The organism is Amycolatopsis sp. PS_44_ISF1, assembly GCF_032335455.1.
GTDB lineage: Bacteria > Actinomycetota > Actinomycetes > Mycobacteriales > Pseudonocardiaceae > Amycolatopsis.
Genome location: NZ_JANUXO010000002.1, coordinates 1,599,092 through 1,624,487 on the forward strand (window position 1 = coordinate 1,599,092; position 25,396 = coordinate 1,624,487).

General features: G+C 69.4%; 23 protein-coding genes and 2 pseudogenes. 18 read left to right on the plus strand and 7 right to left on the minus strand.

Annotated elements, in window-relative coordinates:
- Positions 1–340 precede the first annotated feature (340 nt).
- Positions 341–1,114 (plus strand): type I-E CRISPR-associated protein Cas6/Cse3/CasE, encoded by a 774-nt coding sequence (locus NYF13_RS21500; protein WP_315659141.1) that lies wholly within the window; start codon positions 341–343, stop codon positions 1,112–1,114.
- A gap of 494 nt (positions 1,115–1,608) precedes the next feature.
- Here the strand turns inward: NYF13_RS21500 and NYF13_RS21505 are convergent, their stop codons facing one another.
- A complete protein-coding gene (locus NYF13_RS21505) occupies positions 1,609–2,214 on the minus strand; it encodes a hypothetical protein (RefSeq protein WP_315659143.1) in 606 nt (201 codons plus the stop codon).
- A gap of 1,458 nt (positions 2,215–3,672) precedes the next feature.
- On the opposite strand from NYF13_RS21505, the gene NYF13_RS21510 reads away from it, so the two are divergent.
- The 3 genes from NYF13_RS21510 to NYF13_RS21520 all read left to right on the plus strand — a co-directional run bounded on the left by NYF13_RS21510 (position 3,673) and on the right by NYF13_RS21520 (position 6,045).
- Positions 3,673–4,419 carry a class I SAM-dependent methyltransferase gene (locus NYF13_RS21510; RefSeq protein ID WP_315659144.1) on the plus strand — a complete coding sequence of 249 codons (747 nt, stop codon included), beginning with the start codon at positions 3,673–3,675 and terminating at the stop codon, positions 4,417–4,419.
- 469 nt (positions 4,420–4,888) lie between these two features.
- Complete coding sequence (locus NYF13_RS21515; protein WP_315659145.1) at positions 4,889–5,770, plus strand: LLM class flavin-dependent oxidoreductase; 882 nt, start codon at positions 4,889–4,891, stop codon at positions 5,768–5,770.
- 86 nt (positions 5,771–5,856) lie between these two features.
- The gene (locus NYF13_RS21520) at positions 5,857–6,045 is read left to right on the plus strand and encodes a helix-turn-helix domain-containing protein (protein WP_396287696.1); all 189 of its coding nucleotides are present in this window, start codon (positions 5,857–5,859) and stop codon (positions 6,043–6,045) included.
- Here NYF13_RS21520 and NYF13_RS21525 read toward each other — a convergent pair.
- Positions 5,999–6,928, minus strand: coding sequence for a hypothetical protein (locus tag NYF13_RS21525; protein WP_315659147.1), 930 nt, complete (start codon positions 6,926–6,928; stop codon positions 5,999–6,001). The two genes, NYF13_RS21520 and NYF13_RS21525, sit on opposite strands and share 47 nt — an antisense overlap.
- A 354-nt stretch (positions 6,929–7,282) precedes the next feature.
- On the opposite strand from NYF13_RS21525, the pseudogene NYF13_RS21530 reads away from it, so the two are divergent.
- Positions 7,283–7,480 (plus strand): annotated as a pseudogene (locus NYF13_RS21530) (cold-shock protein); the annotation flags it as partial.
- 30 nt (positions 7,481–7,510) lie between these two features.
- Complete coding sequence (locus tag NYF13_RS21535) at positions 7,511–8,230, plus strand: cold shock domain-containing protein (protein WP_315660386.1); 720 nt, start codon at positions 7,511–7,513, stop codon at positions 8,228–8,230.
- 815 nt (positions 8,231–9,045) lie between these two features.
- On the opposite strand, the pseudogene NYF13_RS21540 reads toward NYF13_RS21535, so the two are convergent.
- Positions 9,046–9,423: pseudogene (locus NYF13_RS21540) on the minus strand (undecaprenyl diphosphate synthase family protein); the annotation flags it as partial.
- A gap of 159 nt (positions 9,424–9,582) precedes the next feature.
- Here NYF13_RS21540 and NYF13_RS21545 point away from each other — a divergent pair.
- A complete protein-coding gene (locus NYF13_RS21545) occupies positions 9,583–12,690 on the plus strand; it encodes a Tn3 family transposase (RefSeq protein ID WP_315659148.1) in 3,108 nt (1,035 codons plus the stop codon).
- Between the two features lie 317 nt (positions 12,691–13,007).
- Here the strand turns inward: NYF13_RS21545 and NYF13_RS21550 are convergent, their stop codons facing one another.
- On the minus strand, positions 13,008–13,670 hold the full coding sequence (locus NYF13_RS21550) for a TetR/AcrR family transcriptional regulator (RefSeq protein WP_315659150.1): 663 nt from the start codon (positions 13,668–13,670) through the stop codon (positions 13,008–13,010).
- A gap of 100 nt (positions 13,671–13,770) precedes the next feature.
- On the opposite strand from NYF13_RS21550, the gene NYF13_RS21555 reads away from it, so the two are divergent.
- Complete coding sequence (locus NYF13_RS21555) at positions 13,771–14,217, plus strand: ester cyclase (RefSeq protein ID WP_315659152.1); 447 nt, start codon at positions 13,771–13,773, stop codon at positions 14,215–14,217.
- Between the two features lie 67 nt (positions 14,218–14,284).
- Entirely contained in the window at positions 14,285–15,298 is a 1,014-nt protein-coding gene (locus tag NYF13_RS21560) for a zinc-binding dehydrogenase (protein WP_315659153.1), read from the plus strand.
- A 39-nt stretch (positions 15,299–15,337) separates the two neighbouring features.
- Here the strand turns inward: NYF13_RS21560 and NYF13_RS21565 are convergent, their stop codons facing one another.
- Positions 15,338–15,706: a nuclear transport factor 2 family protein gene (locus NYF13_RS21565; RefSeq protein WP_315659154.1), complete on the minus strand. Its 369-nt coding sequence runs from the start codon at positions 15,704–15,706 to the stop codon at positions 15,338–15,340.
- On the opposite strand from NYF13_RS21565, the gene NYF13_RS21570 reads away from it, so the two are divergent.
- Both NYF13_RS21570 and NYF13_RS21575 read left to right on the plus strand, forming a co-directional pair.
- Positions 15,686–16,006, plus strand: coding sequence for a hypothetical protein (locus NYF13_RS21570; protein WP_315659155.1), 321 nt, complete (start codon positions 15,686–15,688; stop codon positions 16,004–16,006). The two genes, NYF13_RS21565 and NYF13_RS21570, sit on opposite strands and share 21 nt — an antisense overlap.
- A 173-nt stretch (positions 16,007–16,179) precedes the next feature.
- Positions 16,180–17,118 carry a recombinase family protein gene (locus tag NYF13_RS21575; protein ID WP_315659157.1) on the plus strand — a complete coding sequence of 313 codons (939 nt, stop codon included), beginning with the start codon at positions 16,180–16,182 and terminating at the stop codon, positions 17,116–17,118.
- Between the two features lie 203 nt (positions 17,119–17,321).
- On the opposite strand, the gene NYF13_RS21580 is transcribed toward NYF13_RS21575, so the two are convergent.
- On the minus strand, positions 17,322–18,224 hold the full coding sequence (locus NYF13_RS21580; protein ID WP_315659159.1) for a helix-turn-helix transcriptional regulator: 903 nt from the start codon (positions 18,222–18,224) through the stop codon (positions 17,322–17,324).
- A 101-nt stretch (positions 18,225–18,325) separates the two neighbouring features.
- Between NYF13_RS21580 and NYF13_RS21585 the strand changes: the two genes are divergently transcribed.
- From NYF13_RS21585 to NYF13_RS21615, 6 genes are all read left to right on the plus strand, one after another.
- Positions 18,326–19,684 (plus strand): MFS transporter, encoded by a 1,359-nt coding sequence (locus tag NYF13_RS21585; RefSeq protein ID WP_315659160.1) that lies wholly within the window; start codon positions 18,326–18,328, stop codon positions 19,682–19,684.
- Positions 19,685–19,885: 201 nt separating this feature from the next.
- Positions 19,886–20,173, plus strand: coding sequence for a carboxymuconolactone decarboxylase family protein (locus NYF13_RS21590; RefSeq protein WP_396287697.1), 288 nt, complete (start codon positions 19,886–19,888; stop codon positions 20,171–20,173).
- A gap of 64 nt (positions 20,174–20,237) precedes the next feature.
- Positions 20,238–21,005, plus strand: a complete 768-nt coding sequence (locus NYF13_RS21595; RefSeq protein ID WP_315659162.1) for a glucose 1-dehydrogenase — start codon at positions 20,238–20,240, stop codon at positions 21,003–21,005.
- Between the two features lie 64 nt (positions 21,006–21,069).
- Positions 21,070–22,092, plus strand: a complete 1,023-nt coding sequence (locus NYF13_RS21600; RefSeq protein ID WP_315659163.1) for a zinc-dependent alcohol dehydrogenase family protein — start codon at positions 21,070–21,072, stop codon at positions 22,090–22,092.
- A gap of 46 nt (positions 22,093–22,138) precedes the next feature.
- The gene (locus tag NYF13_RS21605) at positions 22,139–22,546 is read left to right on the plus strand and encodes a cupin domain-containing protein (protein ID WP_315659165.1); all 408 of its coding nucleotides are present in this window, start codon (positions 22,139–22,141) and stop codon (positions 22,544–22,546) included.
- An 847-nt stretch (positions 22,547–23,393) separates the two neighbouring features.
- The gene (locus tag NYF13_RS21615) at positions 23,394–23,618 is read left to right on the plus strand and encodes a hypothetical protein (protein WP_315659167.1); all 225 of its coding nucleotides are present in this window, start codon (positions 23,394–23,396) and stop codon (positions 23,616–23,618) included.
- Positions 23,619–23,782: 164 nt separating this feature from the next.
- On the opposite strand, the gene NYF13_RS21620 is transcribed toward NYF13_RS21615, so the two are convergent.
- A complete protein-coding gene (locus NYF13_RS21620) occupies positions 23,783–24,037 on the minus strand; it encodes a hypothetical protein (RefSeq protein ID WP_315659169.1) in 255 nt (84 codons plus the stop codon).
- Positions 24,038–25,121: 1,084 nt separating this feature from the next.
- Between NYF13_RS21620 and NYF13_RS21625 the strand changes: the two genes are divergently transcribed.
- Positions 25,122–25,361, plus strand: a complete 240-nt coding sequence (locus NYF13_RS21625) for a hypothetical protein (RefSeq protein ID WP_315659170.1) — start codon at positions 25,122–25,124, stop codon at positions 25,359–25,361.
- Positions 25,362–25,396: the final 35 nt, after the last annotated feature.

Here is a 25,396-nt window from a genome sequence, read left to right on the forward strand (position 1 = left end):
CAAAATTCCCCTCTTCACTATGCCGATGAATTGGCACAACGGAATCCAAAAATCTGCTTAACACAGGAAGGGGAAGCAAAGAAATAAGCTTCGTCGAAAACGCTGTAAACTGATTATGAGTGAACAATGAATTGGACGTTAAATCCCCCTTGCCCCTCCCCTGGGCATCATCTAACCCGTAATACCGAGGAAATCGACACCGCCAGACGGGTCAACAAGATCACGCCGATGCGGGTATGAGCATGTCCGCCACCGGCTTGCCTAGCCGGAGGCCAGGGCAGCACCGCTTGGGTGCCGGCCTGGCCCGAGGACCGGTGCCACCGTGGTGGGTATGGCCGATGTGACCCCGCCGGAGCCACCCGCCCTGTTTCCCGTCTCGGCGCTGCACCACACCGGGCTGGATGCCTTCCGCCGCCGCATCCGGCACACCCGCCCCGGCTCGGCACGGCTCCCGCCCGACCCGCGGGTGTGGGCCGCTATCCATCCCGGCGCCCACGGCCGCGCCCCCTCCGGCACCGTCCACGAGGTCACCGGCCAGTGGCTGCCCGCCTGCGGCGCCGGCCTCAACGGCTGGGACGCCCGCGGTCTGGCCGCCACCACCGACAACATCACCTGCGCCCGCCGCCTGGGCAACCAGCGCCGCCGGGAACTCGCCACCGCCGGACAGCTCGAACTCTTCCCCATCGGCGCCCCAGCCGTGGCCGAGTCGTCGGTACAGGGCCCCCGCGAGGACGCGCAGCAGCGGCGGGTCGTGACCGGCGACGGCCAGCAACAGAACCCTGGTCAGCCGGACGATGATGCCCGAGCTGAGGCGGGCAGCCCGGGCACCGGCGGCGCCGAGCAGTCACAGCAGGACGGAGACGGCGCCGGCGATGGCGATGGCGGTCTGGCGGCACAAGCAAGCGGGGAAACGATCAAACTGACCGGCTGGCGGCAACGAGACCAACGCCGCATAGCGATCACCGCAACCCTCCTCGAAGGCGTAGCCACCATCGCCGAACCCACCGAACTCCGACACGCGATCCTCACCGGCACCGGCACCGGCACCGGCACCGGCACCGGCACCGGCCGCGCCTACGGCAGCGGACTGCTCACAGTGGCACCACTGAACTAACACAACCCCCGACACGACACACCGCCGCACCGACGACCGAAACCCAACCAACCCCAGCAGCACCACACCCCACCAGCACACACACCACAACCTGCCGCCACACCCGCAACACACACTGCCGTACCACCAACCACCAAGGCAGCCTTGACCCACACGACTCCACCGCACCCCACCGCCCTCCCTCGACAACACCACGCCAAAACCCCCAGATGCAGACCCGCTCACCCTCACCCACACAAACCGAATGAAAACCCGCACCCAACCCAGCACAAACCCAGGTCAGCAAGTATGCGCCCCGCCTGCGCGGGGATTGGTTCCGTCGGTGTCGAAGAGGGTCCAGCCGGGGCGCATGCGCCCCGCCTGCGCGGGGATTGGTTCTATCCGCGAGCTTCGACCGCGTTTCTCCGCTCGAACCGACCGCAGCCGCTCCGCCAGGATGCCTGTGTTCGCGAGCAGTGACCGCGCTCCGGGCTCCTACGCGCTCCGTTGATCGGCTACGCCGCGCCCAGCCGAGGTACGGTCCACTGCTCCCGCGTCAGTGCACCGCTGTCGCGCAACGGCCGACCGTCACCGTGTATGTCAGCGCGGCGCACTTGCGCCGCCCGCTGCGCTGCCACGGCGAGCAGATGCGGGCAGGCGGCGGTGGCCAGCCGAAGGCACCGCTCGTGCATCGCCGCGTCGGTCTGCACCATCCCGCGCGGGTCCACCACGACCCACCCGCTTGCCTCCAGCCCCTGGCCACATACCTGGCAGCACCAGTCGTTCTGGCAGTGCAATAGGCGTGGGCCGTGGGTCAGCCGCCACCACGGATGACCGGCGGTCACCGGGGTTACGTACGGCACCGGTCGGCCCTCCAGCACCGGCCGCGGCCACCCCGCGTCGGACACCGGCCGGTCCAGGCCAAGCGCTTCGCGGTGCTGCTGCGCACGCCACACCGGCACCTCGATCCCAGCACCGACACATTGGGCATTGGCACAGATCAGCAACTCGCCGTGGGCAAGGTCAACCCAGTAGAGACCTACTCCGCAGTCGAGACAGGAAAACCACGGCTGCGGATCCAGACACCATTCCGGCGCCATCGTGGCTGCTTCCAGCGACATCGACGCACCCGTCGCCCCTGCCAGCCTGACCACGCGTCGCCCCCGTCCAGCTCGTCAAGGCCGATGAGGGTGATGCCCAGCCACCGGCATTCCGGACACTAGCCTGCCATCGGCTTGGGCAGCGGATGAGACCTCGGGTCCGGGCGCTCCCAGCGACGGAAACGCGGTCCGCCGTAGCGTGCAAGGCGCATGGAACGCTGGACCATGAGGACAATGCAGGGCGCGGTCGCTTCCGACCGATATCGATCATGCCGATGATCTTTAATGCGACCAGAAATGGCGGGCATGTGCGGTCAGTTCTGACGGTCACCACCACGGGGATGGACCCGAGCGGCAGGATGCTGACTGAGTGGCTCATAGCAACTCCCGACCAGAGCGCTAGAGATTAGAACGCCTGATCATGCCGAGAATCCGACCCCCTTGAGCACGACAGGAAGAACGGAGACATAACGGAGCCCAGACCGACTGTTCGCAATCGCAAACATGATCTTGATGACTGTAAAATAGCAGGTAGAAGCCCTGCATTCGAGATCACCGCAATAGAACCGTGGGCTTTTGATCCTTGGGTCCAGGGTTCGAGCCCCTGGCGGCCCACAAGTTTACGCAGGTCAAGCCACCTCTCCTGTAAAGCCCGGGAGGTGATATCGGCTGCCGAGGTTGTGTGAGGTGTCGGGGCGAGGCCGCTCAAGATCTAGCTCCGACCCGCACCATTCAGGGGCAGCGTGGACACCACATGGGCTACCCTGGCGCCAACTGACGTCTCGAACGGCGGGCACATGAGTCTCTTTCTGGGCATGGTCGGGACCATCGCTGCTCTGGTCATCCTGGCGGCGTTCCTGGATCGGCGCAGCCGACGAGCCGGTCGCCGAACCATCATCGGCGGCTGGCGCTCGCTCAGAGAGACACGACGAGACCTGCACGCCGCCGACACAGCCAAGTACCTCAGCAAAGACTACGACTGGACACATCGACACCGACGCGGGCACGGCTCGTAAGCACGCTCCCCCAAGAACCCATCACCTGAGACGCCCGCCGCCGCGGTGAACGCGAGGACCGCGGAGCGCGGCCTCGGCACGGCCGGTCCCCGCGTCACCGCCAGCGTCGGGGCCGAAAAGTGGGCAGATGCAGATTCCGGTCGTTCGCAATTGCGGTGCGCGTCAGGTACTGGCCGTGAGACTGGTGAGATCGCCTATCCCACTGCCGCGAGTTCGCCCGGTTGTTAACTGTATGTGATCAACTGGGGCGAAGCGGCTTGAGTGGCGATCCGGTAACGCTGTTCTGATGGTCCACCCCGCCACGGCTAAGCTCGCGCAATGGCAGACACAACTCCGAGCCGACACTCACCGGGTGATCACTCACCGCAACAATTGCGGACAATCCGCGATAGCTGAATATACGGCCTCACCTAGCCAAGCGACGCCGCCGGCGACTTCGGCACCGTCGGGACGTCTTGACAGCATGACGTCGGAGAGCGGCGGGGGCACCGCTGGTGCTGCCAGGGAACACGGTTATGACGGTATCGCCGAGGGATACTCGGCCGAGAACGAGACCAGCCTGATGAACGCCTACTACGAGCGGCCGGCGATGCTGACTCTCGCGGGCGAGGTGACCGGCCGGCGGATCCTCGACGCGGGGTGCGGCTCCGGGCCCCTGTTCGCCGCGCTGCGCGAGCGGGGCGCGGTCGTGACCGGAATCGACGCGAGCGCGGGCATGGTGGGCCTGGCCCGACGGCGGCTGGGTGCCGAGGCCGACCTGCGGGTCACCGATCTGGCCGATCCGCTGCCCTTCCCCGACGGTGAGTTCGTCGTCGTCGCTTCCCTGGTGCTGCACTACCTGCAGGACTGGGGGCCGGCGCTGACCGAACTGCGACGGGTCCTGAGACCCGGCGGACGACTGTTCGTCTCGGTCGAGCACCCCTTCGTCATCACCTTGATGCAGCGCGAGGCCGGGGAGGAACCCCGCTACTTCCAGACCCGCAGCCGCACCGAAGAATGGACGCTGGGCGGCCAGTCCACCCCCTTGACCTTCTGGGACCGCCCGCTGCACGCCATGACCGACGCGTTCACCGGGGCCGGCTTCCGCATCACCGCCATCAGCGAGCCACCGGCCGCCCCCGAAGCCCCCGACCTGTTCCCCGACGAATTCCGGAAGCTCGGCGGCACGAGGTTCCTGGGCTTCCTCTTCTTCGAGCTCCAGGCCAACTGACCAGAACAGCCACACCCCCGGTCACCAACACCACCGTCACCGCCGCGGAGAACCCGCGACAGTTGACAAGCGATCTCACCAGTCTCACAGGCCATCACGAGGCCGACGTCGAAGTCCTGCGCTAGGCGATCCGAGACGGCGACTACCCGCACCTCGCCCAGGCGCAAAAACACCTGACCGGGGCCGACCTGAGCGCGCTCTTCGACCAGGGGCTATGGCTGCTCATCGCAGACTTGCCCTGACCCCACCGTGCTGCTGGAACTCCCCGGCTGCGGCAGGTGCTACAGGCCCGTCGTGGCGTGGCCGGTCCACGGGGCAGTACGGCACGCCGCACATCTGCGCGCGAGCCGCGACGCGGGTGAGGGAAGGATGACGTGGCGGCGAGAAGAGTCCACCGGATTGTGCACTCCTGCCGCTTCTCTGAAGAGTCGGCGTATCTGCCCACCCGGAGCTTCGATAGGATTCCGCTGTGGATATTGGGATCGCACTACCGACGATGTGCCGTGACTACGACCGCGCATCGACTGTGGACTGGTGCCGCCTTGCCGAGCAAGGGCCGTTCTCCAGTATCTCTTGCGGCGAGCGACTTACTTTCCGCAACCAGGACATGTGGATCACCATGTCAGCCGCCGCGGCGCTCACCGAACGCGTCCGCATCTTCGTCAATCTGTCCGTGCTGCCCGCGCATCCAATCGCGCTGATCGCCAAACAGGTCGCCACGATGGACGTACTGTCCGGTGGCCGTGTCACCCTCGGCGTCGGGGTAGGTGGACGGGAGCATGACTACCGTTCGCTCGAAGCATCCTTCAGTCGCCGGCACGATCGGCTCGATGAGGGAGTGGCCGGCCTGCGGTCACTCTGGGCGGGCCAACCGCCCTTCCCGGGCGCCGATCCGATCGGCCCAGCCTGCCTGCAGCCCGGCGGCCCCCCGATTCTGGCGGGCGCGTTGGGCCCGAAGGCCATGGCTCGAGCAGCGAAGTGGGCTGATGGCATTTCAAGTTTCAGCATGGCAGGCGATCCCGAAGAAATGGCTGCCTCTGCTCGGGCCGCCCGACACGCCTGGAGCGCGGCTGACCGAGAACCACCACGTCTGGTCAGCGGTTGTTTCTACCTGCTGGGAGAGCCCGAGCCAGGGCCGCGGCTGAGCGAGTTCACAGCCGAGTACCTGGCCATTTTCGGACCGGGAATCGAGTCGTTCGCGCAGGCGATGCCGACGTTCACCGCCGATGCCGTGAACCGGGCACTGGATGGTGCGGAAGAAGCGGGACTGGATGAGTTCATCCTGGTGCCCGCGGGAACGAGCCTGGGTGTGCTGGAAGCGACGATCGAGTTGATCAACGCTCGCGAGTGACAACCGGACAGGCAGGCCGCCGCCCGCCCCGGGTTCTCGGAACCCGCGAAGTGCGTCGGCTCGACGCGCTGCTCTCGCAGCGCGGCATGACCCTGACCGAGCTGGCCCAGCGAGTGGGCCTCACCCCGGCCAACCTCGCCGTGTTCAAAAACGGCCGCGCCCGCGCAATCCGCTTCTCCACCCTCTCCGCCCTGTGCACCGTCCTCGACTGCCAGCCCGGCGAACTCCTCACCCACCATCACGACGACACCGACCATGGGCGGGTCTCCTGGTAAAGCGCTCGCGGCCGGACCGCTGGAACTCACCTGCCTTGCCACCGATCGAAGCCACACCGTTGGTGTTCGGCGCAGTTGTCCTGCCGACTGGGTCCGTGGCAGCGACCTGGTCCCCTGCGTGAAGGTCCTCGATGGGCCGAGTTTGCCCATCGGCCATGAGAACTCTTGTACGACCAGAAAAACTGTTCGGTGAGCATAGCCGCCACAAGTCGTCGGCCGCGCCGGAGATCCGCGAGTCCGTGACAATGGAGTCGACGAAACTATCTTCGACCAGGCCGCCGACTCGCGCGGTGACGAGCGCATCTCCGGTTGCGATGGCCATCCACGAGGTGAAGGCTGTTCCCTCGGGGATGATCGACGCGGCCAGGAGCCCGCAGGGTTCGAACGCCGCACACAGTGAGCCGGCGAGCAGGGCGGTTTCCGTGGTCGCCACCGCGCCGTAGATCGCGCCGAGTTCATTGAGTGCCTGAGCCGCCGCTGTGAAGGCCAGGTCAGTGGCGAAGGTGGGACTCGTCTCGGCGGCAAAGCACTGTTGCTGGAAGCCACGCCCCATGTTCTCGGTGTGCCGGCAGAGCGAGTCATTACTCAGGATGCGCATCGCCTTGTCGGCGTCGGACATCTGCGCGAACTGGATGCATTCGTCGTAGCCGATGCCGCCGGGAAGGCTCTTGCAGTGCAGCAGCAGGATCCCGTTCGCTTCTTCCTGCTTGCGTTTGACGGTGGCCAGCGCGGCGGACACCGCGTCGTTCGCCGCTGTCCTCGCCTTCTCGGCGCTAGCCCCAGCTGCCAGGGCGCTCCTGAACGCGTCGCGGGCGGAGCCGTAGGCGTCCGACGCCATGCGCGCGGCGAAGTTCGCCGACGAGTTCGCCCAAGCTGCCGACATCGCAGCACCGCGCGAGGACGTCCGAGGCCAGTGGCGGCGGTATTCCCTCCTTCGGTGGACAAGTTTGGTACGTGCCGCCGCCTTGGCTGGGACTCGGGGAGGGCACCGACTTATGCGAGATCGTGGTGTTCCTGGCCAGGACTTGGGGCGGGAGTACCAAAGAATAGGGGACAGGGCTGACCAGCGGATTCGCGCTGGGGGCTCAGACCTGGTCCCGAAGCTCGGTGTGTCGCTAGGTGAACCAACGGCCCGCCCCTGGCTCCGCCCCGCCCCTCTATGGGCCCGGCCCGACGGACCGGAGGTCTGTCAGAGAGACTGGGGGCCAGTGCCCGCCCTCTCGACCTGGAGCCGTTGATGCTGCAAGGGACCGTCCGTTGGTTCGACGCCGAACGGGGTTTCGGCTTCCTCGCGCCCGAGGACGGCTCGCCGGACGTGTTCGTGCACGCCTCCGAGATCGTCGGGGACGGCGGCGCGAAAGTGCTCCGCGAGGGTCAGGCCGTCGTGTTCGAGGTCGGCGAGAACGACCGCGGGCCCCAGGCGCTGCGCGTTCGCGTCACCGCCGACGCGGCCACCGGCAGCGCCGTGGGCCTGCTCGGCACCATCAACTGGTACGAACCGGGCAAGGGGTACGGCTTCGCGTCGCCGGACGGCGGCGGCGCCGACATCTTCGTGCACAGCTCCACCATCGTGACCGGCGGCGTGGTCACCGAGGGACAGCGGGTGGCCTTCCTGATCGTCGAAGGCGAGCGCGGCCCGCAGGCCGGGCACGTGATCCCGCTGGGAGCCGGGGTCGGCTCACCCGCTGCGGCCGGTACCGCGGACGGCGCCGACGGCACGGTGGCCTGGTACGACGAGGACAAGGGCTTCGGCTTCATCAACCCCGACTCCGGCGCCGGGGACGTCTTCGTCCACGCCCGGGCCCTGACCGAGGGGCTGACGTGGCTCGCGGAGGGCGACCGCGTCGCCTACGAGGTGGCTAGCGGCGACAAGGGCCCGCAGGCCCGCGACGTGCACCTGGTCCGGGGCGCCGAGCCTCAGACGGCGCCGCAGCGGTCGGCACCTGCCGCGGCCGCAGGGCCGGCGGCGCGGGACGTGCCCGCACGAGGCGGCGAGGGCGTCGTCGCGCGCTACGACGACGACCGCGGCTTCGGCTTCATCACCCCGGACGCAGGCGGCGACGATCTCTTCGCCCACGCGTCCGTGATCATGGGGTCACAGCCGCTGCAGAAGGGTGACCGGGTCCGGTACGCGGTGCGTCAGAGCGACCGGGGCCCCCAGGCCGACCGCATCGAACGCCTCTGAAGAGGCGGCCCCACCGATGGCTGACCACTTCCCCACGAGAGTGCTCGTTCATCCCCGTCGATGGTGCCGTCAGCAACGCGGCTGCAGCCTCCCCAACCATTCAAGCCAGCACCGAACGACAGAAACGGGCGTAAGCCGCTGAGAGCTGCGGACCACCGTCCACTCATGCCGCTGATCGGCCGTTCGGGAACACGGCGTCCATCAATCACCCGCGCGACAACCTGTTCCACTTACCGCACCACTGCCGGTGCCCGCGACCGGTAACGTGGTTGGCCGCAACGCGACAAGCCCCACGAGTGGACCTCACAGATCGAAGCGGAGAAAGAGTTGCGCGAAGGTATCTCTGGCATCCGCTACGCTTGATCCAACATTGCCATAGCGCGGTCACCACTGAGCGACATCGATCATCGCGGGGGATCGACATGCGCAGTCGGAATCCGCGAACAGGCGCGGTCACAATTCACGGGCAAAATCATGCCGGGCACTCGACATCGCCCGACAGTCGTACTACCGGTGGCGTGCCCGACCGATCACCGCCACCGAGCTCGAACAGGCTCATCGGGCGAACGCGTTGTTCGACGCCCACCACGATGACCTGGAGTCCGGCTACCGGTTCCCGCACCACGAGGCCAGCGACGCCGGCTGCTCGGTGGCGGATCGGACCGCGTGGCGGATCTGCTCGTCGATGGGCTGGTGGAACGCGTTCGGCCAGACGCGCGGCCGCAACGGCAAGAAGACCGGTCCACCGGCCCACGGTGACCTGGTTCGACACGACTTCACCGCCACCGCGCCGAACCGGCTGTGGCTTGGTCGACTTAGCGGAAGGCGGGCCAGAGGGTGTCGCAGAAGTACAGTTCGGAGTAGGCGGTCCGCCAGATCAGGAAGCTGGACAGCCGTTGCTCCCCGCTGGTGCGAATCACCAGGTCCGGGTCGGGTTGACCCGCGGTGTAGAGGTGTCGCGACACGTCTTCGGTTGACATGGTGTCGGTCACTGCGTCAAGTGTCCCCGCGGCGGCGTGCTCCGCCAGCAGCGCGCGTACTGCGTCGACGGCTTCCTGGCGGCCGCCGTAGCCGGTTGCCAGCGTAATGTGGTGCTCGGTGTCGCAGTCGCGGGTGGTGTCGACGGCGCCGATGAGGGCGTGCGTTGTGGTGTCGGGCAGTGTGTCGAGTGCGGCGGCGACGTGGACGCGCCAGCCGGTGTCGGCCTGTGAGGAACATCGGAACGGAAAACGGCGCTAAGCGTTGATCATGGTTTGACCTGGGGTTCTGCTGGTTGACGCGTGCCTGGTGGTGCTGGTGGGGTGCTGGCGGTTCCGCCGCGGTGGGCGGGTTGCAGCAGCAGGAGAGATGCGTTGCCGGTTGAGTTTCTGTCCGACGATCAGGCGTCGGCGTACGGCAGTTTCCCGGGCGAGGGGTTCTCGCGTGCGGAGCTGGAGCGGTACTTCTTCCTCGATGATGTGGACCGGGTGCTGATCGAGCCGAAGCGGCGTGATCACAACAAGCTGGGGTTCGCGGTGCAGCTGGCCACGGTCCGTTTCACGGGCAGGTTCTTCGATGATCCGCTCGCTGGGGTGCCGCTGGAGCTGGTGGAGTACCTGGCTGAGCAGCTGGACATCGACGACCCGTCGTGCGTGAAGGCCTACAGCGAGAGGGGCAAGACCCGGCTGGAGCATCTCTGGGAGATCCGCCAGGCCGATGGCTGGCACGAGTTCACCCTGGTCGAACTGGAGCTGGGTGAGTGGGTCGAGGGCCGGGCGTGGACGACCGGGGACGGGCCGAAGGCGTTGTTCGACGCGGCGGTGGGGTGGCTGCGGGAGCGGCGGGTGCTGCTGCCGGGGGTGTCGACGCTGGTCAGGCTGGTGGCGTCGCGGCGGGACGCGGCGACGCAGCGGTTGTGGGAGACGCTGCACGCGTTGCTGACCGGGGAGCAGAAAGCGTTGCTGGACGGGCTTTTGGAGGTCGCCGCGGGTGACCGGTATTCCCCGTTGGACGCGTTGCGGCGGCCGCCGACGCGGGTGTCGGGCCCGGCGATGGTCGCTGCGCTCGAGCGTGCGGGCGAGATCCTGGGCCTGGGGCTCGGGGAGGTGGATGCGTCGGTGGTGCCGCCGCGGCGGTTGGCGGAGCTGTCCCGGTACGGGATGGAGGGCAAGGCGACGCTGCTGCGCCGGCACCCGGAGGGCCGGCGGTTGGCGACGTTGCTGGCCACGGTGGTGTATCTGCAGACCCGCGCGGTCGATGACGCGCTGGACCTGCTGGACGTGCTGATCACGAGCAAGCTGCTGGCGCGAGCGGAGCGGGAATCGGCCAAGCAGAAGGTCAAGACCTGGCCGAAGCTGGGGAAGGCCTCGATCCGGCTGGCCGCGGTGGTGGGGGTGCTGCTGGAGGCCACGTCGGCGACCGAGGAGATCGCGCAGGGTGTGGCCTACGAGGTGGACGTCGCGTTCGAGCCGGTGAGCCTGTCGCAGGTGTGGGAGCAGATCGAGGCGGTGGTGCCGCGCGCGCAGATCTCCCAGGCGCTGGCCGACATCGGCGCGCTGGCCGGCCCGGCCGACGAGGACGCCGACGCGGCGTGGCGGGGTGAGCTGGTGAAGCGGTATCCGACGGTGCGGCCGTTCCTTCCGTTGCTGTGCCAGGTGATCCGGTTCGGCGCGGCCCCGGACGGCGAGGCGGTGCTGCGTGCGCTGAAGGCGCTACCGGGGTTGTGGGGCGGCGGGCGGAACAAGGTCGGCGCCACCGAGATCGACCAGAGCCTGCTGGCCGGGTCGTGGCGGCGGCTGGTGCTGGCGGGACCGGAGCTGGAGCCGGGCACGATCGACTGGAGGGCCTGGACGTTCTGTGTGCTGGAACAGTTCCACCGCTGCCTCAAACGCCGCGACATCTTCGCCGTGAACTCCTCGAAGTGGGGCGATCCGCGGGCGAAGCTGCTGGCCGGGGACGCCTGGACGAGCACGAAACCGATGGTGCTGGCCAGCCTCGGGCTCCCGGAGGAGCCGGCCGGGCATCTGGCCGAGCAGGCAGCGCAGCTGGACACCGCCTACCGCGAGGTCGCGGGAAGGCTGCCGGCGAACGCCGCGGTGAGCTTCGACGACGCCGGCCGCCTGCACCTCAAGGTGCTGCAGGCCGAGGCGGACCCGCCGAGCCTGGCGAACCTGCGGGGCCTCACCCACCTGATGATGCCGCGCGTGGACCTGCCCGAGGTGCTGCTGGAGGTGTTCTCCTGGACCGGCGCCGATGCGGCGTTCACCTCGATCACCGGCGGCGAGGCCCGGCTGTCGGACCTGAACGTCACGATCGCGGCGCTGCTGGTCGCCGAGGCCTGCAACATCGGCTGGCGCCCGGTGCTCAAACCCGGGATGCCCGCCCTGACCCGGGACCGCCTCGCCCACGTCAACGCGAACTACCTGCGCCTGGACACCATCCGCGCCGCGAACGCCGCGCTGATCGACGCCCAGGCCGGGATCGGGCTGGCGCAGCTGTGGGGCGGCGGGCACGTCGCGTCGGTGGACGGGATGCGGTTCGTCGTGCCGGTCAAGACCCTGCACGCCGGCTACAACCCGAGGTACTTCAACCGGAAGAAGGGCGCGACCTGGCTGAACATGGTCAACGACCAGGCCGCCGGGCTCGGCGCGAAGGTCGTGGCCGGCACCCCGCGGGATTCGCTGCACGTGCTGGACGTGCTCTACGACCGCGACGGCGGGGTCCGCCCGCAGACCATCGTCACCGATACCGCCTCCTACAGCGACATCGTCTTCGGACTTCTGTCCTTGGCCGGGTGGACCTACGCGCCGCAGCTGGCCGACCTGCCCGACCAGAAGCTGTGGCGGATCAACCCGAAAGCCGACTACGGGCCGTTCACCACCACCGCACGCGGGAAGATCGACCTGGGCCGGATCAGCCGGCACTGGGAGGACATCCTGCGGGTGATCGCCTCGATCCACACCGGCGCGGTCCGCGCGCACGACGTGATCCGGATGCTCTCGCGCGACGGGAACCCCACCCAGCTCGGGGAGGCGATCGCGCACTACGGCCGGATCCACAAGTCCCTGCACGTGCTGCGGATGGCCGACGAACCCGGTTACCGGCGCACCATGAAAGCCCAGGGCAACCTCCAGGAAGGCCGCCACGCCCTCGGCCGTGACCTGTTCCACGGGCGCCGCGGGGAACAGCGCCAGCGCTACTACGAGGGCATGGAAGACCAGCTCGGCGCCCTCGGCCTGGTCCTCAACGCCGTGGTGCTGTTCAACACCCGCTACCTCGACGCCATCCTGGCCCAGCTGCGCGCCGACGGCACCGAGGTCCGCGACGCCGACGCCGCCCGGCTCTCCCCGTTCCGCCACCGCCACATCAACATGCTCGGCAAATACTCGTTCCTCCTGCCCGCAGGCCTCGCCGGCGGGCTACGCCCGCTGGCCGATCCCGAGGCCGTGCACGACGACGAAGACGAGGACGACCTCGCGTAGACGCCGCATGCGGGCGCGATCACGAGAACTGCCGGGGCAGCGGGTGACAGTGCGCGGTCGCACGTGCTGCACGGTGCAGAATCCACACAGCGACGGGACGCTGGAGATGGCCACGGGGTAGAGGCTTCGCGGTCGGCGAATCTAGCGGTCATCGGCTGTCACCAGCGTCTGCTCGTCCGGCTGCCGGTGCTTGGGCTCGTTTACCCAGGGCCGCCTATGGTGGCGGCACCGGGGTTACTCGACAGACCGGGACGGCGGCGCGGCGGTCACGAGATCGTGCGAGCTGTTCGGCTACAGGGTGAGCGCCGGTTGCCGGGTCATGGGTGCGGGGTTGCGGGAAGGCCGGTGAGCCTGGCGATGAGGTGGGCCTCGGCGTCGGCGGGCCAGGGAAATCCGGGGGCCACGATGCGCTGGTGGGCCAGGCCGTGCAAGCCGACCCAGACGGTGGTGGCCGCCGTGGCGATGTCCTCTTGGACCGCGTCGTGGGTGGCGTGGCAGCGCCGCAGCGCGGTGGCGAACACCGTCAGCGCTTCCGCTCCCAGCTCGCGGACTTGCTCCGTGGTGACCGCGCCGGTTTCGACGGCGCGGGCGCCGTTCCAGGCTCCGCCGAACATGACCTGGTAGTCGGCGGGGTGTTCGCGGGCGAAACGCAGGTAGCCCGCGCAGACGGCCCGCAGGACTTCGGATTCGCCGCCACTCCCGGTATCCGCGGCATCGGCAGCGGCCCGCAGATACCGGGTGAGGTCGGCGAACGCGTCGATCGCGACGGCCAGCAGAACGGATTCCCGGTCGGTGAAGTGCGCGTAGATCGACGGGGCGCTGATCCCGATCCTGCGGGCGATCGCCCGCAGGGTCACCCCGTCCTCTCCCGCCTCGTGCAGCAGCGCATGCGCGGCGGACACGATGTCCTCGCGCAGTTGCCGGCCTTGTCCCCGCGGGTTCCGCGCCCGGCGGGACGTAGGCGTCACCGATGAACCCATGACGAAAGCTTACATCGTGAACTTACATGCCGTGGTCTCTTGCGCTCAGTAAACTTACAGTGTTTGCTTACTGCGTTGCCTCAATGAACGGAGCGCTGCCATGATCTCGACACTGACCGCGCCGACGCGGCCCCACCACCAGCTGATCGCCGCATGGCTACGACTGTGGAACGGCGAGCCCGACCTCGCCGAGACGATCATCTCCCCTCAGTTCCGGCTGCACGCAGCCCTGCTGGGCGGAGCGGACGAAGACTCGATCGACGACGCCGGCGCCCTCACCGGCTGGATCACCAGCACACGGGCCGCGGTGAAAGACCTGACGTTCACCCTCGAGGTCGGGCCGCTCACCGACACCGACCACGTCGCCCTGCGCTGGCGCGCCACCGGCCACTACAGCGGCGGCTTCCCCGGCGCCACCGCCGCCCCGGGCACACCCGTCGACTTCACCGGCACCGACATGCTCCGTATCGAGGACGGCCGGATCGCCGAGTACTGGGTCAACTCGGACATGCACGTCCTGCTCGGCCAGCTCGGCGTCCGTTCCTGAGGACTCCGCCCCAATGAACCCGTCCCCAAGAATCTCCCGCCCCTCACCCGTACGCCAGGAGGCAGCTGTGCAGACCACGGAAATGGTGTTCACCCGGCCCGGCGAGCCGGAATCGCTGGCCCGCCGCACCCGCGAGCTGGGTGCGGTCGAACCCGGCTACGCACGGATCCGCGTCGAGGCCACCGGCGTCTCGGCCGCCGAACAGGCGATGCGGCGCGGGAAGTATTACCAGCAGCCACCGTTTCCCCTGGTCCCGGGCTACGACCTGGTCGGCATCGTCGAAGAGCTCGGCACCCCCGACGACCGCGTCCCGGTCGGCACCCGGGTCGCCGCGCTCACCAAGACCGGGGGCTGGGCCTCACAGGTGCTCCGGCCCGCGGCCGGCCTCGTCCCGGTGCACGATCCGCTCACCGCGGCCGAGGCCGAGACCGTGATCACCAACGGATTGACCGCGTTGCGGGTGCTGCGGCGCATCGACGCCCCAGCCGGCGCCACGATCGTCGTCCTCGGCGCCACCGGCGGCGTCGGCTCAATCCTCGTGCAGCTCGCCCTGCACGCCGGCCTGAGGGTCATCGGCGTCGCGAGCACCGTGCAGCAGCAACGGCTGCGAGAACACGGCGTGATCCCGGTGGACTACCGCCGCGACGACGTCGCGGGGCGCGTTCGCGAGCTCGCACCGCACGGCGTAGCCGGCGTCGTCGACCACATCGGCGGTCCCGGAATCGCCGGTTCCTGGCGGATGCTCGCCCCCCGCGGCGTCCTCGTCAGCCTCAGCGACGCCGGAGTCCTCCACGCCGCCCACCCCCTGACGTACTTCATGCGCCACTACCTGCGCCTGCAACTGTGGAACCTGCTGCCCAACCGCCGCCGAGCCCACTTTTTCGATCTGTGGGCCGGACGGAAGAACACCGAGGCGTTCCACCACGATCTGCACCGCGACCTCACCGAGCTCTTCGGCCTCCTCGCCGCGGGCACCCTGACCTCGCCGATCGACTCCACCTATTCTCTCGCCGACGCCGGAATCGCCCTCCGCCGCGCCGAAAACGGCGGCATCGCCGGCAAAATCATCCTTGCGCCGTAAACGCGATCCGCCCGCAACCCCGCACGAGCGAGAGGATCCTCAGTCCTGGATGGGGGCGGCGCCGGCCTCGGTGATTCCCGCCTGGGCCATCCGGCGGCAGGAATCGGCGAAGACCGCGGTGTCGAGGTAGGCGTGCAGGCTGATCGCTTTGCCCCAGCGCATACGCACCACGTGCACACCGTCGTTGGCGTAGTCGCCACCGGCGGCGAGGGTGGCCTCGTCGCGCCACTCGATCACCGCGGTGGTGTTCCACGGCGGTCCGCTGACCGCGATGTGCTTGACCGTGAACGCCAGGTCGGGGGCGAGGCGGTAGAGGCGCTCGAACCACGAGCGCAGGCCCGCCACGGTGTGCCGGCTGCCCCCAAGGGCGTGGTCACCGGCGAAGACGTGCTCGAACCGGGAGGCCATTCCCGCGAGGGCGAACTCGTAATCCCCGCGGTCGAGTCCGACGACCGGTTCCTCGCCGCCCGCACCGCCGCCTTCGACGTCCTCGCCGACGCCACCGCCGGCCCCGAGCACACCGACCTTCCCCTGATGGCCTGGATCTACGCCCACGGACTCCTGACCCTGACCCGCCACGGCGCCCTGACCGCCGCCACCCCCGGCCCCAGCCCCGAGGTCGCCGACCTGACCCGGCGACTGACCGACCTGTTCGCCACCACGATCACCACACCCCCAGGGGCGCCACTTCTCCATAGGTGTCGTTAAAGGATCCTTTGACGACACCCCGTCCAGGCGGCTCACCGGATCGGCCGAGCCCCTGGGAGCGGCCGCCGCGGCGCCGCCACAATCCAATGCGGGCCAATGGGCAATGACGACAGGGTTTGACGACAGTTAGAGTCCTCTTCGGCCGCGCCCGGCGGCTGGAGGAGGGGCGGGTCGTGTCGGAGCTGGTTTACACGCGGGTGTCCACCGACGAGCAGAGCACCCTGCGCCAGACCCACCTGCTCGCCGAGGCCGGCCTGACCGGCGGCGCCGGCGGGGTCCGGCTGTTCACCGACCCGGCCACCTCGTCGAAGATCCCCGCGCTCGAGCGCGCCGGGATGCGCGAGCTGGCCGGGTACGCCCGGCCCGGGGACCGGCTGACCGTCTCCGAGTTGTACCGGCTCTGCCGCGACCTGGCCGACATCCTCGCCGTCCGGGACTGGTGCCGCACCCACGAAGTGAAGCTGCGGGTGCTGTCCGGCCCGCTGTCGGGGATCGTCGACCTCGCCGCCGGCGACGCGACCACCACGATGCTGGTCAACGTGCTGGTCTCGGTCGGGCAGTTCCAGCGCGACCTGCAGAACGAACTCACCCGCGACGGCCTCGCCGCCGCCCACGCCGCCGGCGCGACCTCCGGCCGCCGGCCACGGCTGGAACAGCTCGGCGTCACCGGCGAAGTCCGGCAGGCCTACCGCAACGGCACCAGCATCGCCGCCCTCGCCCGCGAACACGACGTCAGCCGCGTCGCCGTCCGCACCACCGTGGCCGACCTGATGCCCGGCCGGCCTGAGCAACCCGACCCGGCCGCTGTCGAGGCGACGCCGGTACGGATCGAGATCCCCGGCGCCATCGCCCGCCACCTCACCGGCCACGAAGACCTGGGAGAGGCCGAACGCCACGCTCTGCGCCGCGGCCGCGAGATCCGCCGCGGCCAGGGCTACAGCCTCCAGGTCACCGCGCTGCCCACCGTCCACCACACGCTGCTGACCGCGGCCGCGGCGCTGGGCACCGACCGGGCAACACCCGCCCAGCGCAAGGCCTACCGCATCTACAGCGGACGCCTCAACGCCGGCATCACAGCCGAGACCGGCGGACCGGCTGAATTTTCGGCGTGATTTTATCACCCCGAAAATTCAGGATCCGTGTATCACTGCTGGTCAGAGAGCTCCCGATCGGTAGCCTGTGCTGGGCCGCAGCTGTCACCACGGCCCGTTTTTCCGTTCCGATGTGCCTCACAGGCCGTCACGGGCAGGGACACGGTCACGGCGGAAAACCTGCTGCGGGGCCGTGGGGATCCACGCGGAAGGGAGGTGACGGGTTAGCGGTTGCTGGGCGCGGCGCGGGTGTCGGTGGCCGCCCAGCTGGCGAGCAGCTGCAGCCGTTCGGCAGTGGGTGAGGCGGGTTCGGCGGTGTAAGCGGTGAGGGTGAGGCTGGTGTCGGTCATCAGCTGCATGGCTTCGAAGTTGAGGACGAGTTCGCCGACTGCGGGGTGGCGGAAGTGTTTGACGCCGGTGCGGTGGAGGCGGACGTCGTGGGCGGCCCAGCGGGTGCGGAAGTCCTCGCTGCGGGTGGAGAGTTCACCGATCAGGTCGGACAGGCCTTTGTCGTGGGGGTCGCGGCCGGCTTCGGTGCGCAGGATGGCGACCGAGGTGTGGCAGGACAGGTCGTAGTCGGGGAAGTAGTCGCGGGCGGCGGGGTCGAGGTAGCCGAAGCGGGCGAGGTTGGGCGGGGTGTGCTCGCTGGTGCGAGTGGGGCTGTCGAACACGGGTGAATAGAGGGCGCGGGCCAGCGGGTTGGCAGCGAGGATGTCGAGGCGGCCGTTGCGGACGAACGCAGCAGTGGTGGTCATCGAGTCGAGGATCTGCTCCACGATGGGGCTGACCCGCTGCTGGGGGCGGCGCCGCTGCTGGCCCGGCCGGAGCGGGCGGCCGCCGGCGTTCGCGGTGCGGGCGAGGTCGAACAGGTAGACGCGTTCGGCTTCGTCGAGGTGCAGGGCGGAGGCGACGGCGTCGAGGACGCTGTCGGACACCCCGGCGAGGTTGCCTTTCTCCAGGCGGGTGTAGTAGTCGGCCGAGACACCGGCGAGCATCGCGACCTCTTCGCGGCGCAGGCCCGGCACCCGGCGGTTGCCGCCGTAGACGGTCAGGCCGGCCTGCTCGGGGGTGATCTTGGCCCGGCGGGTGAGCAGGAAGTCCCGGACGTCGGTGCTCTTGGCGCTCATGCCCTCCACGGTACGACCGTCACCGGGCCGGAGGGGGGTCACGCCATGACCCGGAACGATGCGACCTGCCGCAGGCGCGCGGGGCGGCGTTGCATCGTGGTGTGACCCCCTCCCGCACCACCTCGACCACCTCGCCGGCATCCCCGCCCGCGGCGGACACCCCCGCCGCCGACGCCCGGGCGGCTGGCGCCGCGGGCACCGGCAGGGCGCCCGGTGCGCCGGGGACGACGTTGCTGGCGGCGCTGCTGGGGTTTTTCGTCGTGACCCTGGACGCGGTCATCGTCAACGTCGCGCTGCCCAGCATGCGCGCCGATCTGGGCGGTGGCCTCGCCGGGTTGCAGTGGGTGGTCGACGGTTACACCCTGCTGTTCGCGGCGGTGCTGCTCTCGGCCGGGTCGCTGACCGACCGGGTCGGGGCGAAACGGGCGTTCGGGTGGGGCATGGCGGTGTTCGTGGCCGCGTCGGTGGCGTGTGGCCTGGCCCCGTCGCTGGGGGTGCTGGTGGCGTTCCGGTGCGTGCAGGGCGCCGCGGCGGCGGTGGTGATGCCCTCGTCGATGGCGTTGATCGGCCAGGCCTACCCCGATCCGGTGAGCCGGGCCCGGGCGGTGGCGGTGTGGGCGATGGGCGGCGCGGTGGCCTCGTCGGCGGGGCCGGTGACCGGCGGGCTGCTGACGCTGGCGAGCTGGCGGTGGATCTTCCTGGTGAACGTGCCCGTCGGCGCGGCCGCGCTGGTGCTGCTGGCCCGCACGGCCCGCTCCCGGCGGCATCCGGTGCCGTTCGACTGGGCCGGGCAGGTCACCGGGGCGGTGGCGATGGCGGCGCTGGTGTTCGGGGCGATCGAGGCCGGGCGGGCCGGGTTCGGCGATCCGGCGGTGCTGGTGGCGTTCGGGCTCGCGGTCGTGGCGCTGGTCGCGTTCGTGGCGGTCCAGGCCCGGGTGGCGCATCCGATGGTGCCGCTGCCGCTGGTGCGGTCGCGGGCGGTGGCGGTGGCGGTGGTGATCGGGTTCGCGTTCATGGTCGGCTACTACGGCATGCCGTTCGTGATGAGCGTGCTGCTGCAGCAGCGGGGCCTCTCGCCGCTGGGGACCGGGGTGGTGTTCCTGCCGATGATGCTCGTCGGGCTGGTGCTGACCCCGCCCGTGCCGCGGCTGGTGGAACGGACCGGGCCGCGGCCGGTCGTGACCGGCGGCCTGGCGCTGATGGCGCTGGGACTCGCGGCACTCGCGCTGATCCCGCCCGGTGCCCCCGTCTGGGTGACCGCGGTGGTGATGGTGCTGGTCGGGCTGGGCGGTCCCACCGTCATCCCCCCGGTGATCGCGGTGCTGCTCGCCGCGGTTCCCCGCCGTCAGGCGGGCACGGCCAGCGGCGTGCTCAACACCAGCCGCCAGCTCGGCGGCGCGCTCGCCGTCGCCGTGTTCGGGGCCTGCTGGCCGCGCCGGCGGGCATGGGCACCGGGATGACGGTGAGCCTGCTGCTGGCCGCCGCCATCGCCGCGGCCGCCGCGGTGACTGCGGTCGCGGGACTGCGTGCACGCGACTAGAACCGGACATCACGATCACACCGTGACATGACGACACCTCAGACCTCCACACAGGACGGTCGGGAAAGGACACCCCGTGACTGACGAGAACACCACCCCGGAGCCTTCCGGTGCGCAGAAGATGTTCGGCGATTTCGCGCCGGGGCTGGTGCATTTCACCGACGACGTGCTGTTCGGCGAGGTGTGGAAGCGCACCGGGCTGAGCCCGAAGGACCGCAGCCTGGTCACCGTCACCGCGCTGGCCGCACGCGGCAACACCGAGCAGCTGGTCTACCACCTGGGGCTGGCCCAGGAGAACGGCAACTCCGAGACCGAGCTGATCGAGGCGATCACCCACCTGGCGTTCTACGCCGGGTGGCCCCAGGCCATGGCCGCGATGGCCGTGGCGAAGAACGTCTTCCGCGGCTAGCACCGCACCAGCACCACCACCGCGCCGGCGTGAGCACCGGGCAGGATCGAGAGAGAGCAGTGCCGTGAACCCCACCTACGATTTCACCGGGCAGGTCGCCTTCGTCACCGGCGCCGGGTCGGGTATGGGCCTGGCCACCGCGCGGGCCTTCGCCGACGCCGGCGCCGCAGTGACCCTGGCCGATGTGGACACCGCGGCGCTGCAGGCCGCCGAACGCGCGCTGACCGACGCCGGCCACCCGGCGCTGGCGGTGCACTGCGACGTCGCCGACGAGGACCAGGTCGCCGCGGCGGTGGCGGCGACCGTGCAGCGGTTCGGCCGTCTCGATGCCGCCTACGACAACGCGGGCATCCAGTCGCCGGTGACCGACGCGGCCGAGGAGACCGCGGCGGTGTTCGACCAGGTCAACGGCGTCAACCTGCGCGGGATCTGGGCCTGCATGAAACACGAACTGGCCTGGATGCGCGAGCAGGGCTCGGGCGCGATCGTCAACTGCTCCTCCCTCGGCGGGCTGGTCGGGCTGCCCGGACGGGCCGCCTACCACGCCTCCAAGCACGGCGTCCTCGGCCTCACCCGCAGCGCCGCCCTGGAGTACGCGCCGCGCGGAATCCGGATCAACGCGATCTGCCCCGGCACCATCGAGACCCCCATGGTCACCGCCATGATCGACGCCGGTGACCTCGACCGTGACCAGGCCGCCGCCGACCAGCCGATCGGGCGGCTCGGCACCGCGGCGGAGATGGCCGCGGCCGTGCTGTGGCTGTGCAGCCCCGCCGCGAGCTTCGTCGTCGGCGTCGCCCTGCCGGTCGACGGCGGCTACACCGCCCGCTGACCCCACCCACCTGCCGGCACAGGCCACCGCCCTGCCGGTTCACCACGAGAAGGAGCACCCCATCATGCGTGGAGCTGTCCTCTACGCCCCCGGCGACGTCCGGTTCGAGGACCGCGCCGACCCTGCGATCCAGGCCCCGACCGACGCGATCATCCGCCTGTCCGCGACGTGTGTGTGCGGGTCGGACCTGTGGGACTACCGCGGCGTCAATCCCGTGACCGCACCGACACCGATGGGCCACGAGTACGTCGGCATCATCGAAGAGGCCGGCGACCAGGTGAGCACGATCGCCCCGGGCCAGTTCGTCATCGGCTCGTTCTTCGCCTCCGACAACACCTGCGAGATCTGCCAGGCCGGGTTCCACACCTCCTGCGTGCACCGCGAGTTCGTCGGCGCCGGCGGCGCGCAGGCCGAATACCTGCGGGTCCCCCTCGCCGACGGCACCCTGGTCGCCACCCCCGGCCTGCCGTCAGACGACCTGGTGCCGAGCCTGCTCGCCGCCTCCGACGTCCTGGGCACCGGCTGGTTCGGCGCGGTCGCCGCCGACGTGCGGCCCGGTGCGACGGTGGCCGTGATCGGGGACGGCGCGGTCGGCCTGCTCGGTGTCCTGGCCGCCCGCGAGCTCGGGGCGGAGCGGATCATCGCGATGAGCCGCCACGCATCCCGCCAGACACTGGCCACCGAGTTCGGCGCCACCGACATCGTCACCGAACGCGGCGACGCCGGCGTCGCCCGCATCAAGGACCTGACCGGCGGGCTCGGCGCGCACAGCGTGATCGAGGCCGTCGGCACCCAGGAATCGATGATGCAGGCCATCCGCTGCACCCGACCCGGCGGCGCGGTCGGCTACGTCGGCGTCTCCCACGACGTCACCCTGCCGGGTGAGGAACTGTTCTACTCCCACGTGCGGCTGGCGGGCGGGCCCGCACCGGTGCGGCGGTTCCTGCCCGACCTCATCGACCGCATCTGGACCGGGACGATCAACCCCGGCAAGGTCTTCGACCTCGACCTGCCCCTCGCCCAGGTCGCCGAGGGCTACCAAGCCATGGACGAACGCCGCGCCATCAAAACCCTGCTACGCCCGTAACCCGCCACCCGACCACAACCGAAGTCACCGACTGAAGGAGACCCCCGTGGAACGCACCACCGTCAACGACACCGCAAAAGCCCCCGCCGCCGCCTTCACCGGCGACGTCTACGTCACCCCGATCAAGAAAGCCGAACCGCCATCGCGGCTGATCGCGTCACTGGTCCGCTTCACCCCCGGCGCCCGCACCCACTGGCACTCCCACGCAGGCGGCCAGACCCTGCACGTCACCGAAGGAATCGGCTACGTCGCCGGCCGCGACGGCCAGGTCATCCGCATGCGCGCCGGGGACACCGTGTGGACCCCGCCCGGCGAGGAACACTGGCACGGCGGCACCTCCACCACCTGCATGAGCCACATCGCCATGCTCGAAGGCACCGACGACAGCGACGGCACCACCTGGCTCGAACCCGTCACCGACGAGCAGTACACCGCCGCCCACCAGCAACGCTGACCACGGGCACCTTGATCCGGCGCCGCACCCCGCACCCCGCAGGCCGTCCAGTGCCGGACCGAGTGAGCCCACCCCACACCCACCGGCACCCATGACGCAGATCACAGTCCATTTCCGGAGAAGCTCACCGGCAGCCCTCTGACCAGTAACTCTCGGCCTTAGCGCTGGTTTCCGTTCCAATGTTCCTCATAGGCCTTTATCGAACTGGGCTTCGATTCCGACTATTTAGCGCGGCCGTTCCAGTCGAAGAGCGTGTGGATCTTCGAACAGGGTGGCCGCGATGACCGGGCTCGGACCGGTCGGCCCGCCCTCCCTACGACCCGGACGGATGCTCCGTCGAGGACCACGCGCGACCGGTCGACCAGCCTTCGGTAGCTCAGTTTGTCCGGCACTGCGTGGTGCACTTGCCGCCACAGCCCGGTCTCGGTCCGCTCGGTGAACCGGCGATGCGCTGTCGGTACTGGTGTCGCGGTTGTAGCGGTCAGTGTTCTCGGCAAACCTCGCCACACACTTGGTTCCGTCCAAGGCCCACCAGTTGCACTGTCCTGCCGAGGCCATGACGTTGTCGATCGATGCTTCGCGCTACTCAGGCAGAGGCGCGGCCTGACCACGCATAATTACTGAGCCGGCCAATATCTCCCCGACGCGAGAATCGATGACGTAGTCAACGTTGCCTGACACGGCACCAGCGCGGCGGGTGGAGGGCTTTCGGTCAGGAACCGGTGGACGTTCGGGTATACCTCGCAGCTGGAGCCGGTTTCATCGCTGACTCTGCCAATGGTGCTGTGTAGCCTCATGCAGGTCGTTGATCTTTTCCGGAGTGGCAGGAGAGAGAAAGGGGTTCGCAATGCCCAAGGTTCGCAGGAGCGGGGCGGTAAGTGCGCTCATCGCCGCGGTGGCCGGTGCGGTCGTGTCGATGGCCGGACCGGCCGTCGCGCAGACCCAGCAGTGGCCCGCCGCGCAGGGCTCGGCCGTCAGTTCGCAGGGCAAGGGCGCCATCGCCCAGGCGGCGTCGGCTGGCTATGCCCCGCTAGACATGTGGAAGGCGCCGGGATCGGTCGGGGCTCGGTGACGTCACGAGCTGCTCAGCGTCGATTGCCGAGGACGCCGAGCCGCTCCGGCGCACGGGACAGGTTCCGATCAGCCATCGGTTTCCGGCGAGCTTTTCGGAACCGTGGGAACGGTGCGAGCGCCGGGGCTGAGGTGATCTGCGCCCATGCGTCCGGGTGAGCCCGGTCAGATCTGGTGTCCTCGCCAAGCGGAGTGCCCGGCGACCGGGTTGTTGACGGCCTCGGCGTTCGCGGGATAGGCAGCCGTCGGCCAGGAGGCCGCGGCGGCCCGCTCCATCACCCGGTGCAGTGCGACGGATTTGGCCTCGTAGCCGGCGACCTGGTCGAGAGTGCCGGTACGAAGCTGAGTGGCGAATGATCGAAGGCCACGCTGGAGCGGGGGTGCCCGCCCTGCAGCTACACCGATCACCGGGTCGTCCACCCAAGGGTGCTCGGCGATTCCGGAGAGCAAGATTACTTCCAGCTGGGCTGGCGGGTGATCTCGGTCCAGGACCATGAAAACCCGGTTCCCGCGAGTGTGCTGCCACGCCCTCGACGCCGTCCGGGAGAACCCGGTCCGGCAGCAGCACAAGGCAGATCAGCGCGAAGTAGCACAAACCGGCGGAAAACACCGGCCAGCACCGGTTCGTCGTGATCCTCGTGCACGCTGACCGGGTCGTACCAGGACTGGTCGCTCAACCGTCGCGACAGCGCCAGATGCCGAGACCCGCAGTACCCGCCGACGCGCGGAGGTCCCGGCCAGCTCACACCGCCGGTCGGTGAGCGCGGACTCCCCGGCCGGCATCACACGCGCGTCCGCGAGGACATTCGCCGCAACAGTCCGGACAACGCCGGCTGGGAAACGTGCAGCACCTTCGCCGCTCGGCTACACCCGGCCAGGCTGTCCCTGGCGGTTACGAGCAGACCCGTGGTGGCGGACCCAGGAACCAGGATCACCGACGCCGCAATCGAGGAAACCCCGGCGAGACACGCGAGCTGAGAGGATTGCGGCGGATCTCGCCGACCCAGGCCAGGAACCGGAAACCGGCCGGGTCGACCGCTCAGATCGAAGCAGCCGCCCTAGCAAGAGCGGCGCCGATGGCAGATGCGTCTGCGCCGCTCCAATCACCAGTCAGGGCGACGGCCGACTGGCTTTCGCCGTCATACCACTGATCTGGAGTGACCACGGTTGATCCCGGGGCAGCAGTTGGCAACGCCTCACTGTCATACCACTGAGCCGACGCGGGGCCCGCGGTAGCCACCAGTACCCCCAGCCCCACCAGCCCCACGGTCACGAGCTTCCGCATGAAAGATCTCCTTGCCCTTCACCATCATCGATATTCATTCCAGGCCATTTTTCACACTGGCTGGGCAAGAGTTCAACCCGGTCCGCCCGTTCCTGCTCGAAGGTCCTCGTCTCGATGTCCGGGCTCCTACGACCAGTTCGTAACGATGTGCCTTCCGATCACATCCGGTAGGCGTCACGAGCGGCGGTGACGGCGCGGTGGGCGTAGTCGGGATAGGCAATGGGCACCTTCGCACAGCGCCGCGGGCACGTTCAGCAAGCCGAGGATCTCGGTGGTCCGGTCGGCGCACTCGTCGCTGAGCGCGGCCCGCTGGTTCAGCAGACCGCGGACACCGGCGCTGTCGAGGAACTCTTCCGCGACCAGGTGCTCGGTCAGGTTGAGCAGGCTGGTGACGGCGTAGAGCTGTCGCAGAGTGGTATCGAGGGCGCCGCGGGAACGGTGAGCCCACCGGCGCAGTAACCGGGCGGCGCAGCTCGCGTGGACCTGCGGCCGGC

What these genes read in the sequence shown, in the direction of transcription:
- NYF13_RS21580 (WP_315659159.1), bottom strand. Translation starts at nt 18,224, where the DNA reads ATGAGCGCCAAGAGCACCGACGTCCGGGACTTCCTGCTCACCCGCCGG.
- NYF13_RS21555 (WP_315659152.1), top strand. Translation starts at nt 13,771, where the DNA reads ATGATCTCGACACTGACCGCGCCGACGCGGCCCCACCACCAGCTGATC.
- NYF13_RS21600 (WP_315659163.1), top strand. Translation starts at nt 21,070, where the DNA reads ATGCGTGGAGCTGTCCTCTACGCCCCCGGCGACGTCCGGTTCGAGGAC.
- NYF13_RS21565 (WP_315659154.1), bottom strand. Translation starts at nt 15,706, where the DNA reads ATGGCCTCCCGGTTCGAGCACGTCTTCGCCGGTGACCACGCCCTTGGG.
- NYF13_RS21550 (WP_315659150.1), bottom strand. Translation starts at nt 13,670, where the DNA reads ATGGGTTCATCGGTGACGCCTACGTCCCGCCGGGCGCGGAACCCGCGG.
- NYF13_RS21510 (WP_315659144.1), top strand. Translation starts at nt 3,673, where the DNA reads ATGACGTCGGAGAGCGGCGGGGGCACCGCTGGTGCTGCCAGGGAACAC.
- NYF13_RS21525 (WP_315659147.1), bottom strand. Translation starts at nt 6,928, where the DNA reads ATGTCGGCAGCTTGGGCGAACTCGTCGGCGAACTTCGCCGCGCGCATG.
- NYF13_RS21615 (WP_315659167.1), top strand. Translation starts at nt 23,394, where the DNA reads ATGCCCAAGGTTCGCAGGAGCGGGGCGGTAAGTGCGCTCATCGCCGCG.
- NYF13_RS21625 (WP_315659170.1), top strand. Translation starts at nt 25,122, where the DNA reads ATGGGCACCTTCGCACAGCGCCGCGGGCACGTTCAGCAAGCCGAGGAT.
- NYF13_RS21590 (WP_396287697.1), top strand. Translation starts at nt 19,886, where the DNA reads ATGTTCGGCGATTTCGCGCCGGGGCTGGTGCATTTCACCGACGACGTG.
- NYF13_RS21505 (WP_315659143.1), bottom strand. Translation starts at nt 2,214, where the DNA reads ATGTCGCTGGAAGCAGCCACGATGGCGCCGGAATGGTGTCTGGATCCG.
- NYF13_RS21520 (WP_396287696.1), top strand. Translation starts at nt 5,857, where the DNA reads ATGACCCTGACCGAGCTGGCCCAGCGAGTGGGCCTCACCCCGGCCAAC.